Source organism: Microcoleus asticus IPMA8, from assembly GCF_013179805.1.
Classification (GTDB): Bacteria; Cyanobacteriota; Cyanobacteriia; order Cyanobacteriales; family Microcoleaceae; genus Microcoleus; species Microcoleus asticus.
The window spans coordinates 32926-46682 of sequence record NZ_SRRZ01000003.1 but is presented as its reverse complement, the minus strand read 5'-3'; the positions used below and the strand labels follow the sequence as shown (position 1 = coordinate 46682).

At 46.5% G+C, this 13757-nt stretch carries 16 protein-coding genes; 9 read left to right on the top strand and 7 right to left on the bottom strand.

Going from position 1 to position 13757, the window contains the following annotated elements; all coding sequences use genetic code 11:
- Window positions 1-107 precede the first annotated feature (107 nt).
- Window positions 108-305, bottom strand: a complete 198-nt coding sequence (locus tag E5S67_RS01460; protein WP_172184669.1) for a hypothetical protein — start codon at window positions 303-305, stop codon at window positions 108-110.
- Here E5S67_RS01460 and E5S67_RS01455 point away from each other — a divergent pair.
- Window positions 265-1449 carry an aldo/keto reductase gene (locus tag E5S67_RS01455; protein WP_216670129.1) on the top strand — a complete coding sequence of 395 codons (1185 nt, stop codon included), beginning with the start codon at window positions 265-267 and terminating at the stop codon, window positions 1447-1449. The two genes, E5S67_RS01460 and E5S67_RS01455, sit on opposite strands and share 41 nt — an antisense overlap.
- A gap of 214 nt (window positions 1450-1663) precedes the next feature.
- The gene (locus E5S67_RS01450; RefSeq protein ID WP_246276574.1) at window positions 1664-2419 is read left to right on the top strand and encodes a Fe-Mn family superoxide dismutase; all 756 of its coding nucleotides are present in this window, start codon (window positions 1664-1666) and stop codon (window positions 2417-2419) included.
- A 179-nt stretch (window positions 2420-2598) separates the two neighbouring features.
- Here the strand turns inward: E5S67_RS01450 and E5S67_RS01445 are convergent, their stop codons facing one another.
- The 3 genes from E5S67_RS01445 to E5S67_RS01435 form a co-directional block, all read right to left on the bottom strand.
- Window positions 2599-3384, bottom strand: a complete 786-nt coding sequence (locus tag E5S67_RS01445) for an SDR family NAD(P)-dependent oxidoreductase (RefSeq protein ID WP_172184747.1) — start codon at window positions 3382-3384, stop codon at window positions 2599-2601.
- A gap of 25 nt (window positions 3385-3409) precedes the next feature.
- Complete coding sequence (gene rsmG / locus E5S67_RS01440; protein WP_172184745.1) at window positions 3410-4153, bottom strand: 16S rRNA (guanine(527)-N(7))-methyltransferase RsmG; 744 nt, start codon at window positions 4151-4153, stop codon at window positions 3410-3412.
- Window positions 4154-4257: 104 nt separating this feature from the next.
- Window positions 4258-4929, bottom strand: a complete 672-nt coding sequence (locus tag E5S67_RS01435) for an ABC transporter ATP-binding protein (RefSeq protein WP_172184743.1) — start codon at window positions 4927-4929, stop codon at window positions 4258-4260.
- Window positions 4930-5311: 382 nt separating this feature from the next.
- On the opposite strand from E5S67_RS01435, the gene E5S67_RS01430 reads away from it, so the two are divergent.
- From E5S67_RS01430 to E5S67_RS01420, 3 genes are all read left to right on the top strand, one after another.
- Window positions 5312-6328, top strand: coding sequence for a Sll0314/Alr1548 family TPR repeat-containing protein (locus E5S67_RS01430; protein ID WP_172184741.1), 1017 nt, complete (start codon window positions 5312-5314; stop codon window positions 6326-6328).
- Window positions 6329-6343: 15 nt separating this feature from the next.
- Entirely contained in the window at window positions 6344-6796 is a 453-nt protein-coding gene (locus E5S67_RS01425) for a DUF3531 family protein (RefSeq protein WP_015174552.1), read from the top strand.
- Window positions 6797-6980: 184 nt separating this feature from the next.
- Entirely contained in the window at window positions 6981-7409 is a 429-nt protein-coding gene (locus tag E5S67_RS01420) for an NUDIX hydrolase (protein WP_172184739.1), read from the top strand.
- Between the two features lie 181 nt (window positions 7410-7590).
- On the opposite strand, the gene E5S67_RS01415 is transcribed toward E5S67_RS01420, so the two are convergent.
- Window positions 7591-7956 carry a phage holin family protein gene (locus tag E5S67_RS01415; RefSeq protein WP_172184737.1) on the bottom strand — a complete coding sequence of 122 codons (366 nt, stop codon included), beginning with the start codon at window positions 7954-7956 and terminating at the stop codon, window positions 7591-7593.
- Between the two features lie 21 nt (window positions 7957-7977).
- Entirely contained in the window at window positions 7978-9069 is a 1092-nt protein-coding gene (gene ychF, locus E5S67_RS01410; RefSeq protein WP_172184735.1) for a redox-regulated ATPase YchF, read from the bottom strand.
- 133 nt (window positions 9070-9202) lie between these two features.
- Between ychF and E5S67_RS01405 the strand changes: the two genes are divergently transcribed.
- Window positions 9203-9547 carry a hypothetical protein gene (locus E5S67_RS01405; protein WP_216670125.1) on the top strand — a complete coding sequence of 115 codons (345 nt, stop codon included), beginning with the start codon at window positions 9203-9205 and terminating at the stop codon, window positions 9545-9547.
- Between the two features lie 133 nt (window positions 9548-9680).
- Here the strand turns inward: E5S67_RS01405 and E5S67_RS01400 are convergent, their stop codons facing one another.
- Complete coding sequence (locus E5S67_RS01400) at window positions 9681-9929, bottom strand: gamma-aminobutyric acid A receptor, epsilon-like protein (protein WP_172184733.1); 249 nt, start codon at window positions 9927-9929, stop codon at window positions 9681-9683.
- Between the two features lie 361 nt (window positions 9930-10290).
- Here E5S67_RS01400 and E5S67_RS01395 point away from each other — a divergent pair, with 361 nt between their 5' ends.
- The 3 genes from E5S67_RS01395 (at window position 10291) to E5S67_RS01385 (ending at window position 13735) form a co-directional block, all read left to right on the top strand.
- A complete protein-coding gene (locus E5S67_RS01395) occupies window positions 10291-11862 on the top strand; it encodes an aminotransferase class I/II-fold pyridoxal phosphate-dependent enzyme (protein ID WP_172184731.1) in 1572 nt (523 codons plus the stop codon).
- 99 nt (window positions 11863-11961) lie between these two features.
- Complete coding sequence (gene cbiT, locus E5S67_RS01390; protein ID WP_172184729.1) at window positions 11962-12555, top strand: precorrin-6Y C5,15-methyltransferase subunit CbiT; 594 nt, start codon at window positions 11962-11964, stop codon at window positions 12553-12555.
- Window positions 12556-12817: 262 nt separating this feature from the next.
- Window positions 12818-13735 (top strand): phosphatidate cytidylyltransferase, encoded by a 918-nt coding sequence (locus E5S67_RS01385; RefSeq protein WP_172184727.1) that lies wholly within the window; start codon window positions 12818-12820, stop codon window positions 13733-13735.
- Window positions 13736-13757 lie beyond the last annotated feature (22 nt).

The following is a 13757-nucleotide window of genomic DNA, read 5'->3' as shown; positions in this document are numbered from 1 at the left end:
GGCCCGCTGGTGGTCAAAAACTATTTGTGGAACAGGCATCTTGCCTGTTCAATAGAATGCTGTAATATGGGAGTTACCACCCGCAAAAATACCAAAAACAAGGTTTCTTACCCTATAGCAACCGCCAAGACTATTAAGAAGTTCTTAATCAGCGAAACCCTTGCGATTGTTACATCTTCCTTCTTCCTGACATCCGTTACATCCGTTACATCCGTTACATCCGTTGCCGAACTTCCTTCTGCTATAGTTTTGACTTTGATTATAATGATGCAATATCGCAGATTCGGTCGCACAGAATTATCCATGCCCGTCTTTTCCTGCGGTGGCATGAGATATCAGTACAAATGGCAAGACGTGCCAGCCAATGAAATTCCGCCAGACAATCAACAAAATCTAGAATCGACGATTCGCTACTCGGTTGAATGCGGCATAAATCACATAGAAACCGCTCGCGGTTACGGCACTTCTGAGATGCAACTGGGATCGATTTTTCCCAAGTTTCCCCGCGAAAAGTTGATAGTGCAAACGAAAATTAGTCCCAAACCAAACTCCCAAGAGTTTCGCGAAGAATTTGATAAATCCTTAGCTTATTTGCAACTGGAATACGTCGATTTACTGTCGCTACACGGCATTAATACGTTGGAATTGCTAGAGGAGTCTATGCGTCCGGGCGGCTGCATGGATGTGGCGAGAAAGTTGCAAGCAGAAGGCAAGGTTAGGTTTATTGGTTTCTCAACTCACGGCCCGACGGATGTGATTGTCAAAACAATTGAAACCAATCAATTTGATTATCTTAACTTGCACTGGTACTACATAAATCAAAGTAATTGGTCGGCTATTGAAGCTGCTAAACGTCACGATATGGGCGTTTTTATTATCAGTCCTTCCGACAAAGGCGGTCAACTTTACAGCCCGCCGCAAAAATTGGTAGACTTGTGCTATCCGCTGAGTCCGATGGTGTTTAACGATTTGTTTTGCTTGTCGCATCCGCAAGTACACACTTTAAGTTTAGGCGCAGCCAAACCTGAAGATTTTAACGAGCATCTGAAAGCTGTAGAATTGTTAGATATAGCTGATGAAATTTTGCCACCGATATTAGCCAGGTTGGAAGATGCAGCAATTAATAAATTAGGAGAAGATTGGTTTAAGACTTGGCACGTCGGTTTACCAACTATAGAAAATACTCCCGGAGGTATTAATATTTATGTGATTCTGTGGCTGTGGAATTTGGCGCAGGCTTACGATACGATCGACTATTGCAAGATGCGCTACAACCTTTTAGGTAATGCGGGCCACTGGTTCCCCGGCCAAAAAGCCGATCGCCTTGATGAATTAGACTTGCGCCGCCCTCTCGCCCACAGTCCCCACGCTGCTAAAATTCCCGGTATTCTTCAAGCAGCCGATCGGCTTTTTGGAGGCGAAGCCATCCAGCGCTTGTCCCAAGAATAATCAAAAAACAACCCGGTTTCGAGACAGAAACCGGGTTGGGGAACCGGAGCACGTGAGTTAGTTACGCGCACACAATTAGCCTATACTTGAGAAACTCTCACAACCATCGCCCATCCGTCTCATCCATTCGGGCGATCGAACTTTTTTTCTAAACTCGCTCCCATTTTGCTTTAATCTGAGATAAAACAGTTAATAATTCACTTAGGTACTTTTTATGACTCTCAAACGCCGAGATTTCTTGTATTTAGTGACAGCCACCGTCGGAGCTATTACCGCAGGTGCTTGCCAAGCGTCAGGAAATAATGTATCGCAAGCAAGTCCAGTTGCAGAAAGCCCAAAGATAGCCCAAACTCCCGGGCCTTTTACACTGCCGCCTTTGCCTTACGAATACAATGCTTTAGAACCGCACATCGATGCGCGGACAATGCAATTTCACCACGACAAACACCACGCCGCTTACGTTAAAAACCTCAACGATGCTGTCAGCAAATACCCGCAACTCAAAAATATCACTGCGGAAAATATGCTGCGAGATTTGAGCAAAGTGCCGGAAGATATTCGCACAACCGTGCGCAACAATGGCGGCGGACACCTAAATCACAGTATGTTTTGGGCAATCATGACTCCCAACGGCGGCGGCGAACCGACAGGGGCAATTGCCACAGCAATTAAGCAAACTTTCGGCAGTGTTGACGATTTTAAAGCAAAATTTAACGATGCCGGCGCCAAGCGTTTTGGCAGCGGTTGGGTTTGGCTAGTCCGCAATAAAGCAGGCAAACTTGAGATTACAACTACGGCCAATCAAGACACGCCTTTGATAGATGGCAACTATCCAATTATGGGTAACGATGTTTGGGAACACGCTTATTATCTCAAATACCAAAACCTGCGCGCCGACTACTTAAAAGCTTGGTGGAATGTTGTTAATTGGGCGGAAATTAACAAGCGCTACGAACAGGCGAGCGCCTAGTTCAACGAAGTTTGTTGTTGCGATCGAGCGCAGACAGCCCAACAACAAACTTTGTTTTAAGTAGGTAGGAGCTGTAAAACGCAATTAAGTTAAATGATTGTAAAATATCCTGAGCCTTAAGCGTGGCTGACTGAGCAATGTTTCCATACTGTTAGATGGTTCAGTTTAATTCCACCTACCTACTTATCTTGAGATTCTGAGGTCAAACTCGGGCTGCCTTCAATGTACAGTCCACCATCTACCTTTAACACGCTGCCCGCGATGTAGCCAGCCGCATCAGATGCCAGGAAAACTGCTGCTTTGCCTAAGTCTTGCGGAAATCCCATCCGGCCAAGAGGCATTCGGTGGCTGAACGACTCAAGCAATTCGTCGGTGTACCAGCGCCGCTCACCCGGAGTGTCAGTCCACCCAGGCTCTAGGATGTTGACCCGAATTTTGTGCCACATCAGTTCATTGGCCATAGAAAGAACGAGGTGATGACAGGCTGCTTTGGTGGTGTTGTAGTCAATAGCGCCCTGATATGGAAAATGAGCGTGCGGGGATGAGATATGGATAATCGAGCCGAGTGCCTTCCTTTCCACCATACGGCGGGCGACTATTTGACATACGTGAAACACACCGTACACCCCTATTTCTAGTGTCCGCTGTAAATCCTCAAATTTAGTTTCTAGCAAAGTGTTTCGGACGCTGGCGATCGCATTTGTCACTAGAATATCGATTGGACCCAGTTCTTGCTCGCACCTATCGACCATCCTTTCCACTTGGTCGCGCTGTGAGACATCTGCTTGAATCGCGATAGCGCGACGGCCTACAGAGTGAATCTGGTTGACTATTTCTCGCGCAGACGTTTGAGAATCGCAATAGTTGACACAAACATCCGCACCCGATTTTGCTAATTCCAGGGCGATGCCAGCACCGATTCCTTTCGAGCTACCTGTAACAAGTGCAATCTTATTGGCAAGCATAGTTAGTATTGAAAAACGGCTATAGCTAGCGCACGGGACGCTCGAACTGCTGTACAACTTTCCGCAAGTAAACGCAGTGCCGCGCCCCCTGACTCGTCGGCGTTGTGAATGCTTCTACTGACTCAACTTTACCGCCCAAATGCTCGATCGCCCTTTGCAACTCCGTTTCTTCCTCCACCGTCCAATTCCCACGGTAAAGTACCGCCAAACCACCATTTTTCAGCAGAGGCAGCGCGCATTTAGCGCAGAGAGGAGCGGCTCCAACAGCTCGGAGAACTGCTAAATCATAAGCTTGTTTGTGCTGCGGCTGTCGGGCAATTTCATCGGCTCTGCCCAACAAAGTCGCAGCATTTTCTATGCCTAAAGACGGCAAAACTGTTTCCAAGAAATCAATTTTCTTGCGAGTAGAATCGAGCAAAGTAACTGATAAATGCGGCAGGGTGATCGCGATCGGCAACCCCGGAAAACCCCCACCAGTCCCAATGTCGATCGCTTTCTGCACCGGCTCGGCGGACAATTCGGGATTTTCCGCCGAATTGTGATTAGCTGGCAGCAGTCTCGCAATTCCCCGCAGAGAATCCCACAAATGTTTTTCCCAAAACTCCATCGGCTCAGTAATTCGAGTTAAATTCAAGGAGCGATTTCCCTCGACTATTAACTCATAAAGTCGCTGAAATTGTTGTTCCTGCGACTCATCCGGCTGCCAATTCAGCGTTTTTTGCCACAACTCGTTCATCTCCGGTAGCACAGGCATTGTAATCTGATTCATCTTGTATTGCCACTTTTTCCTAAACTATGCAAATTCTCTTCGCCCAAAAATGCTTCACAATGCGATCGACCCGCCCGCACTAACTAATGACTAATGACTCATGACTAATGACTAACAAAACTCGTTTCCTTAGCTTCTAGCTTAGCCCGATCGACCTCCTGCAAATCCCCGTGGTCTAAAGTCCAAAATCGGTCAGCAACGCTCAGCAAATCGCTAGCATCGTGAGTAACAATCAACAAAGTCCAGTGACTTTTCAACTTGCTCAACAAGCTTACCAACTGCCGCCGCATCGACCAATCCAAACCCGCCGTCGGTTCGTCCAAGAGTAGCAAATGCGGCTGCCGAATTAACTGCACTGCTAGGGCTACCCTCCGCTGTTGTCCGCCGCTCAAAGCGTGGGGGGAAGCGCGCAGCGGCAAATGTCCGAGCCCCACTTCTGCCATTGCTGAGTTAATTTGTTCTTGTCCCAATTCAGGATGCCCCAACCGCAATTCTTCTAAAATTGTGCCGCCGCAAAAATGCCTTTCTGGAAACTGGAACACTAACCCTCCTAACTGTTGCAAGTGTTCCGGTGTTAATTCTTGTTCCCGCCAACGGATGTCGCCGCTAGTTTTTTCTGCTAAACCTGCTAATATTTCTAATAGCGTACTTTTGCCAGAACCGCTGCGACCGACAATCAGCCCCATTTGCTGCGAGGGAAGTTCTAAGTTAATATTTTTCAGAATAGCATTTGGACAGGCTGTAGGATGATATACTAAGTTTTTTAGATAAAGCATTAACGCAATTGGTAATTGGGGAGAAGGAAGTTCGCTAACTAACAGTGTACGGGATTTAACGGATTTAACGGATTTGTGCTATTAATAGTTAAGGCTGTTTCTGGTTGTTGCCGCTCGCACACAATTATTTTACAGAAATCTTAACAAAAATTTTCTTTTTTTTCAGAATTGGCGTTTGATTTTTTAGTTTTTTCATGGTATATTTTAATAATGGAAATCAGTTTGTTTATCTATTAAAATTCACAGTTCCATTATTAAAATATACCGCAACAGCTAGAAAAAATCAAGCAAATTTCACTCTTTTTTTGGTTGCGACCCGAGAGTCTGAAAATTTAACTCTCTTGTTTCTAGTTTACAGTATATTCCATTGAGAGAATTGACGATGACGAAAACCCCTTTAGCATCGCTGGGCAAGCAAATGTTAAGTTCTAAACAGACAGTGCGGGCGATCGCCAGTGCAGCCGCGATCGCCCTCAGCATCTGCATTAACTCGGCAGTAGCGGGCGATCCCTTTCGCAACAGCAACCCGCAGGCGATCGGCCCCAACACCGAAACCGCTTTCAAAACAATGTTTCAGCAAGGAAACTACAAACAAGCAAAAACTCAAATTCAACAAGCACTATCAGCCGAACCAAACGAGCCGCTAGCCTATGCAATGGCAGCCTCCCTATCATACATCGAGCAGGACTTAAACTCGATGAATTCCTACGCACAAAAAACCCGCGAAGTCGGCGAAAAATTGACTAAAACTAATCCATTGCGCGGCAACATCTACACAGCAGCCGGTCACTTTCTAGAAGGGTCGCACATTATAGCCAAAGAAGGAACAGCCAAAGGCGCGCCCCAAGCTTTGAGTAAATTGCGAGTAGTATTTCAATACCTAGAGGCCGCCGATAAAATAGCGCCCAACGACCCCGAACTTAACCTGATCAAAGGCTACATGGACTTAATTCTAGCCACAAACCTGCCCTTTTCCAACCCCAACGAAGCCATTCAAAGACTGGAACAAAAAGCCTCTCCCCGCTACTTAGCTTATCGCGGCATGGCAGTAGGCTATCGAGACTTAAAAAAGTACGATCGCGCTTTAGAATTTGCGAACAAATCGCTAGCAGAAACCCCAAATAATCCCGAAGTTCTCTATCTAAAAGCACAAATTTTGTTTTCCCAATCCCAGGGGAAAGAGGGCAACAAAACCTTACTTGAGGAAGCCCGAAAAAACTTCGACGCAGCCTTAGCAAAACCCGACCAACTGCCGCGCAGTTTAGTAGCCGAAATCTTCTTTCAGCAGTGCAGAACCCGTAACCGTCTCGACAGCCAATCTCGCGCCTGCGACCCGATGCGCGATAAAATTAGAGATGCAGATGGAGTCTGGGGACCGACAGCCTTACCACCACTATAAAAACACCAAAAAACTATGCAAGTAGAGTTTCGCGAGTTTAACCCCTTTGACCTCTGGATTTGGCTGAAGTTCAGCAACGTGCCTTCAAACGGTGAAAAACAGTATGTTGAAGAAGTGTTTGACTCTTGGTTTTTCTTGGGAAAACTCGGAGGATTTAATGCGGAAAATTTGCAAGTTCAAGATGAAGGCTTAGATATCAGTCAGATGAATTACGATGTTAATCTAGCCGACCAAAGCATGATGGCTTTAATGCACAATATGGGAGAAATGGAGTATCAAGGTTCTTGGGCTCGCTGCTGGTTTGATTTGGGCACGAGCGATGCGATCGGCCTCGATGTTTTGATTAATGTTTTCCAGCAACTCAGCAAAGAATTCGTAACGATTGAAAAACTCATTATTGGCGGGGAAAATACAGACTGGCCCGTTGACAACAGTCGCCGTCGAGAGGCTTTTGCTGCTGATAATTAGTGATTAGTCATTACTCATTAGCGGCGGATTCTACTCGTTACTAGGCTCTGCCTGGTAACACATATCTGGAGGCTCTGCCTCCTATTTTCCTGCTCCGAAAGCGAGGCAGAGCCTCTGGACATTGATTCCTAGGCAGAGCCTAGGAACCAGTTAATGATTAATGACTAATGACTGATGACTAATTATGCAAGGTAAAGTTCGCGTAATTGTTTTAGGATTAATTCGATCGGGCGATCGCATCTTCGTGTCAGAATGCGAAGATCCGGTCAAACAAGACACATTTTACCGAGCTCTGGGCGGTGGCATAGAATTCGGAGAACACAGCATCGACGCTTTGCAAAGAGAGTTTCAAGAAGAAATTAAAGCCGAGTTAACAAATATCAAATATTTGGCTTGTTTGGAAAATCTTTTTATTTTTAATGGTCAGGCAGGACACGAACTAATACAACTCTATCAGTGCGAATTTGTCGATCCCAAATTTTATGGATTGGAGAGTCTAGCCTTTGCAGACGGAGAGTGGGTATTTACCGCACTTTGGATGCCGATCGAGCGCTTTCGATCGGGCGAATTGCGTCTAGTTCCAGACAAATTTATCGACTACTGCGAAGGCTAATAATAACTACAGGACTAAGGCAAACTGGCACAGTCTTCAAGCAATTTTTAGGTTTGTAGTTGCGCTTCAGCGCCGGTCGGCGCTTAAGCGCAACTACAAACCTTTTTCAACCGAAATATTTGCTATGACCAACAGGATAAATAAACCCGCCCCTTCTTTCCGCCCAGCGCGTTACATTTAACTAGCGAAAACTAGGCAGCGTACTCAACACCTGATAGAGCAAAGAGTTGATAAAACCGAGGGCGATCGCCCCCAGCAAAGCACTCCAAATTCCCCACCGCAAGCGAAATCCTTCGACAAGCCAAGCCGCCAATCCAAAGATAGCAGCATTAATCACAATCATAAACAAACCAAAAGTTACCAACACAAATGGAAAACCCAAAACCACAAAAAGCGGCCGCACCAAAGCATTCAGCAATCCAAAAACGGCAGCCGAAATCATCGCTTTTCCAAAAGTGTCAATGTCCACCCCGATGGGCAACTTGGAAATAATAAAAAAGCTCACCGAAGTTACCAGCCAAGCAATTGCCAGCGAAACAATATCCATGTGTTCATCTCCTTAAAAAAGCTAAACATTAAATCGGAACAACAGCACATCCCCCTCTTGTACAATATACTCTTTTCCTTCACTGCGAACTAAGCCTTTTTCCTTAGCTGCATTCATCGCGCCCGTAGCAACCAAATCTTCATATGCTACAGTTTCGGCCCGGATGAAACCCCGTTCAAAATCCGAGTGAATCACCCCCGCAGCTTGCGGTGCTAACATTCCCGCGATAATCGTCCAAGCGCGAGTTTCTTTCGGCCCGCTAGTAAAATAAGTCCGCAAACCCAATAATTCGTAAGTAGCTCGAATCAGAGATTTCAAGCCACCTTCTTTTACTCCCAGAGATTCTAGGAAATCCGTTCGTTCTTCCTCGGATAACTCCACCAATTCTGACTCAACTTGCGCCGAAACTATGACAACCTTAGCATTTTCTTTAGCTGCTACTTTCCGCACTTGTTCGACATAGCTATTTCCCGTTGCTAAATCGTCCTCAGACACGTTAGCAGCATAGATAATTGGTTTGTTGGTCAGTAATTCCAAACCTTTAACTAATTCAGCTTCTTCATCTGTGAAACTGTACTGCCGCGCCGGTTTCCCCGCATTCAAAACCGCGACTAATTTTTCGAGTACATCCACTTCGGCCTGAGCTTCCTTGTTGTTGCGGGCCAGCTTGCGAGTGCGATCGAGCCTGCGTTCAATTTGAGCTAAATCTGCTAAAATTAATTCGAGATTGATAATGTCAATATCTCGCTGGGGATCGACAGAACCGGCAACGTGAATAATATCATCATTGTCAAAACAGCGGACAACGTGGACGATCGCATCTACAGCCCGAATGTGAGACAAAAACTGATTTCCCAGTCCTTCCCCCTGACTCGCCCCCTTCACCAAACCCGCAATATCCACAAACTCCATCCGCGTCGGCACAGTTTGCGCGGAATTGGAAATATTGCTCAGCACCTTCAACCGTTCGTCTGGCACTGCCACGATACCCGTATTTGGCTCGATCGTACAGAAAGGAAAATTAGCAGCAGTCGCCTTGGCATTAGCAACCAAAGCATTAAACAAGGTAGATTTGCCAACATTAGGCAATCCGACAATTCCGGCGGTGAGCATAGGTATTTAGAAACATATCACTGTATCAAAATATCATAAGAAATAGCAATATATCTGACTTGTCCCTTCTAACTTCTACAGCTAAGCTTGAATAAATATCTAACTTGAGGTAGATAGCTAAAGGATTAACAAGTTGTTAAGCAAAGTAACGATCGCTCCGGGACTCTCGCTGCCCCTGTTAGCGCTGACAGCAGCTAGCGTTTTCGCTGAGATGGTCAAAGTTTCGGTGATTAACAACAGCGGCAAGACGATGACAGCCGTTTATATTTCTGCTCCCGATAAGGATACTTGGGGAGAAAACGAGCTAGACGGCTCGATTGCCGATCGGGAAAAGGCAGATTTTGAGTGGAATCAAGCTGACTACGGCGGCTCGGATGCGGGCTGTGTTTTTGATGTCAGGGCCGAATACTCTGACGGCAAATCCACTGATTTGGAGGCTGTTGACCTTTGTAAAGAGACTGCGCTCAACTTCAATTAATTGATAATTTAGGCAAAAACCGAGTTTTTTCAAGTCTGATATTCAACAAAAAGATTGGCGACTTTGGAGAAACCCGGTTTTTGCGATCGACCTCACAAACAATCTTAAATTTCGCGATCGACTAAAACATAATTTAAATAGGTTCAGGGATTGTCTGAGGAATTGGCCCCGGCACTGTCTGAGGAATTGGCGAAGGTACAGTTTCCGGCACCGGTTCAGGAATTGGCTGGGGAATTGGTGCAGGTACCGGCTCCGGTACTGGTCCGGGAATGGGTTCGGGAACAGGGCCCGGCACGGGTGGCGATGCGGGTATAGTCGGCAGCCCCGGTTCGGTGCTGGGAATCTGCGGGCCTGGAAATGGATCTGGAGTGGGATAAATCATGTTAGTGTTTTGCTCGCGAATAGAGATGTTTCAAAAACATTTGCTCGCCACTCCTCGCTATATTTTATAACAAAGATAACTGAGTTGTGGTAGTGTTCTATCTCATAATTATAAACTAAAGATTACGGCGAAGACATCTATCTAAATAACTATAATTAACTGTTACTTCCAGAGAAAGTTATGCCTTTGGTATTAAACTAAGTATGTGGTTACAAATAAACATTAGATGGCGAGGGCGCGTGAGTACAGAAATAAACTGCGTGAGAGTAAAGACATTGGCTCAACCCGCCCCTACAACAAGATATTATGGTTTTTTCATACCGCTCTACTTAGAGATCAAATACAGCAATCAGGATTAAGCGTGTCACTAGCAAACCCTCAACAACAAACGCCTCTATTAAATGCCTTGCGCGATCGCACAAATCACCCGCACGCCCCATTTTATGCCCCCGGACACAAAGGCGGACAAGGAATCTCAGGGGCGCTAATTGACTTATTCGGTGCGGCAGTATTTCGATCGGATTTGCCGGAATTGCCGGAATTAGATAATCTCTTTAACCCAGAAGGTGCAATTGCCGAAGCTCAAGACTTAGCAGCCGCAGCATTTGGAGCAAAATCAACTCGGTTTTTGGCCAACGGTTCGACTTGCGGAATAATCGCCGCCATCTTAGCAACTTGCGGCCCAGGAGATAAAATTATCTTGCCTCGAAATATCCACTCATCGGCGATTTCAGGTTTAATTTTATCCGGTGCAATTCCAATTTTTGTCAATCCCGAGTACAACCCGGATTGGGATATTGCCAACAGCATCACCCCAGAAGCCACAGCCTCCGCATTAGAACAACATCCCGACGCCAAAGCAGTAATGATAGTTTACCCAACCTATCACGGCGTCTGCGGGAATTTGCGGGCGATCGCCCAAATTACCCATCAATACAACATACCGTTATTAGTAGACGAAGCCCACGGCGCGCACTTTAACTTTCATCCAAACTTGCCAGAACCAGCACTATCAGCCGGTGCCGATTTAACAGTACAATCCATCCACAAAACCCTGGGTGCAATGACACAAGCATCGATGCTGCACGTCAAGGGCGATCGCATAGATATCCAAAAATTAAATAAAGCATTGCAGCTTGTACAATCTACCAGTCCGAGTTACATACTATTAGCATCCCTAGACGCAGCCCGCCAACAAATCGCACTCCACGGCAAAGAGTTAATGGGGCAAACTTTACAGCTAGCAGAAAAAGCGCGATCGCGCATCAGTCAAATTCCCGGCTTATCAGTTTTAGAACCGTTAAATACACCGGGTTTTGCAGCATTAGACCGCACCAGGCTAACAGTAAAAGTATCCGATTTAGGAATTACAGGATTTGCCGCCGATGAAATTCTGCACTCTCAACTCGGCGTTACCGCAGAACTTCCCATGCCCCGACATTTAACATTTATTATCAGCTTGGGAAATACAGAATCAGATATTGACAATTTAGTTAAAGCTTGTACTCTTTTAGAAGGAAGAAGGAAGAAGGAAGAAGGAAGTTCGGCAACGGATTCTGTAACGGATGTAACGGATGTAACGGATGTCAGGAAGAAGGAAGAAGTCAGAAAGAAGAAGTCCGAGAGAAGAAGTCCGATGTCCGATGGAAGATTTGCCCACTCTCCCACTCTCCCACTCTCCCACTCTCCCCCTCTCGTCTCCCCCCGCGAGGCTTTCTTTTTCCCAGCGGAAACAGTACCCGCAGACAAAGCAGTCGATCGACTCAGCGCCGAACTCATCTGTCCCTATCCCCCAGGAATACCAGTCCTGATGCCCGGTGAAATCATTACCCCAGAAGCCGTTGACTACCTGCAACAAATCCTTGCTGCCGGCGGCAAAATCACAGGTTGTAGCGATAGAAACCTCCAAACTCTCAAGGTTGTGCGACAGTAAATATTAAGGCTTGGGGGAAATAGGGAGAATTTATATTTCTTCTGCGAGTTCCAACTGCCGTCTTGCTTCAATCAAAAATCAAAATTCAAAAATATAACTATGCTTTGGCCCTACGTCACTCCAGGCATCCCGGATGACTTATTTGAACGTTTACCGGGAATTCCCATGAGTAAGCGAGAAGTCCGACTGCTGTTAATTTCCCACCTGCGGCTGCAAGCAGATTCAGTCGTGTGGGACATCGGTGCAGGTACTGGTACGATCGCCGTAGAAACAGGTTTGCTGTGTCCCAAAGGTCGGATTATCGCCGTCGAAAGGGACGAAGAAGTAGCAAGCTTGATTCGCAGAAATTGCGATCGATTCGAGCTCAACAACGTAGAAGTCATAGAAGGCAGTGCCCCGGAATGCCTGGAAAACCTGCCCCAACCCCCCCACCGAGTCTGCATCGAAGGAGGTCGCCCCATTAAAGCCATTCTCCAAGAAGTCTGGCGGTACTTGCAACCCCACGGTAGAGTTGTCGCCACAGCCTCGAATTTAGAGAATCTTTACGCCCTTTCCGAAGGGTTCGCCGAGTTGCAAGTCCGCAACATCGAAGTAGTTCAGTCCGCGGTCAACCGCTTGGAGACTCGCGGTTTGAGTCAAACCTTTGCCGCCGTCAATCCCATATTTATTCTCAGCGGCGAAAAGCTGGATTAGAAGGAAAAAGAAGGCATGACAAGAATTTTGACAGGGATACACGAATTAATTATGTAATTCTTAATCTTTTTTAAGTTCACTTAACCTTCATACTTAAGAATAGGGGCGACCATAGCTGGATTGACCGCCTGACTTGAGATTTTGGATCGCCGATTGGGGATGGGGGTTAGCTGTGCAAGTGAGAAACTCGTGCTCTTGAAAAATCCAAAATCCAAAATCTAAAATCGAATGACCCGCCGCCGTCTGCAAGAGAAATTCATTTATGCCTTGGTCTCGTATCCTCAGTGGAATAGTTGCGATCGCCCTTGCTTTGGGAATGATTATTATGGGGGGATGGTTCTTCACCCTCGGCTTTGGAGTCATCGTCTACCTAGGTCAATTGGAATATTTTCAATTAGCCAGGGCTAAAGGCATTGCACCCGCTGCCAAAACTACCTTAGCCGTCAGTCAAGGGCTATTAATTACTGCCGCCCTAGCACCGGAACTCGTAGATGCCATGTTCCCCTTAGCGGGAACCTTAATTTGTTTCTACCTGTTATTCCAACCTAAATTATCTACGATCGCCGATATTGCCTCCTCAGTTTTAGGATTGTTCTACGGCGGTTATTTGCCCAGCTATTGGGTACGGCTGCGAGTCGGCCTCGACCCAGCCAATCTTGCTACAACTCAACTTTCGCAAGCAGTAGCAAGCAATTTGCCGGTTAACATTTACCCATCCCCGTCTTGGACAACTTCTAGCCATATATCTTTAGGATTGACTTCGCTGCTGCTGGCTTTCTTCTGCATCTGGGCCGCTGACATTGGAGCTTATTTTGTCGGCAAATTCTTCGGGCGCACTAGCCTATCCCACATCAGCCCCAAAAAAACCGTTGAAGGTGCCGTATTTGGAGTTTGCGGCAGCATCGCCGTGGCCGCCGCTGGGTCTTGGTATTTGCACTGGCCGGGGTGGCCGTATACTGGGGCTGCTTTTGGTCTGTTGATTGGCGTTGCTAGCTTGTTGGGAGATTTAACTGAGTCGATGATGAAGCGAGACGCCGGCGTTAAGGATTCGGGACAGTTGATCCCCGGTCACGGCGGCATTCTCGATCGCACCGACAGTTATGTTTTTACCGCGCCCTTAGTCTACTATTTTGTCACTTTACTGTTGCCCGCGATCGACTCTTACTTGATCGCCCGCTAATTGGGAATTGCAAATTGGGAAT

What these genes read in the sequence shown, in the direction of transcription:
- E5S67_RS01415 (WP_172184737.1), bottom strand. Translation starts at nt 7,956, where the DNA reads ATGGATATTGTTTCGCTGGCAATTGCTTGGCTGGTAACTTCGGTGAGC.
- cbiT (WP_172184729.1), top strand. Translation starts at nt 11,962, where the DNA reads ATGCTTTGGCCCTACGTCACTCCAGGCATCCCGGATGACTTATTTGAA.
- E5S67_RS01445 (WP_172184747.1), bottom strand. Translation starts at nt 3,384, where the DNA reads ATGCTTGCCAATAAGATTGCACTTGTTACAGGTAGCTCGAAAGGAATC.
- E5S67_RS01385 (WP_172184727.1), top strand. Translation starts at nt 12,818, where the DNA reads ATGCCTTGGTCTCGTATCCTCAGTGGAATAGTTGCGATCGCCCTTGCT.
- E5S67_RS01400 (WP_172184733.1), bottom strand. Translation starts at nt 9,929, where the DNA reads ATGATTTATCCCACTCCAGATCCATTTCCAGGCCCGCAGATTCCCAGC.
- E5S67_RS01450 (WP_246276574.1), top strand. Translation starts at nt 1,664, where the DNA reads ATGACTCTCAAACGCCGAGATTTCTTGTATTTAGTGACAGCCACCGTC.
- E5S67_RS01435 (WP_172184743.1), bottom strand. Translation starts at nt 4,929, where the DNA reads ATGCTTTATCTAAAAAACTTAGTATATCATCCTACAGCCTGTCCAAAT.
- E5S67_RS01430 (WP_172184741.1), top strand. Translation starts at nt 5,312, where the DNA reads ATGACGAAAACCCCTTTAGCATCGCTGGGCAAGCAAATGTTAAGTTCT.
- E5S67_RS01425 (WP_015174552.1), top strand. Translation starts at nt 6,344, where the DNA reads ATGCAAGTAGAGTTTCGCGAGTTTAACCCCTTTGACCTCTGGATTTGG.
- ychF (WP_172184735.1), bottom strand. Translation starts at nt 9,069, where the DNA reads ATGCTCACCGCCGGAATTGTCGGATTGCCTAATGTTGGCAAATCTACC.
- E5S67_RS01460 (WP_172184669.1), bottom strand. Translation starts at nt 305, where the DNA reads ATGGATAATTCTGTGCGACCGAATCTGCGATATTGCATCATTATAATC.
- E5S67_RS01420 (WP_172184739.1), top strand. Translation starts at nt 6,981, where the DNA reads ATGCAAGGTAAAGTTCGCGTAATTGTTTTAGGATTAATTCGATCGGGC.
- E5S67_RS01455 (WP_216670129.1), top strand. Translation starts at nt 265, where the DNA reads ATGATGCAATATCGCAGATTCGGTCGCACAGAATTATCCATGCCCGTC.
- rsmG (WP_172184745.1), bottom strand. Translation starts at nt 4,153, where the DNA reads ATGAATCAGATTACAATGCCTGTGCTACCGGAGATGAACGAGTTGTGG.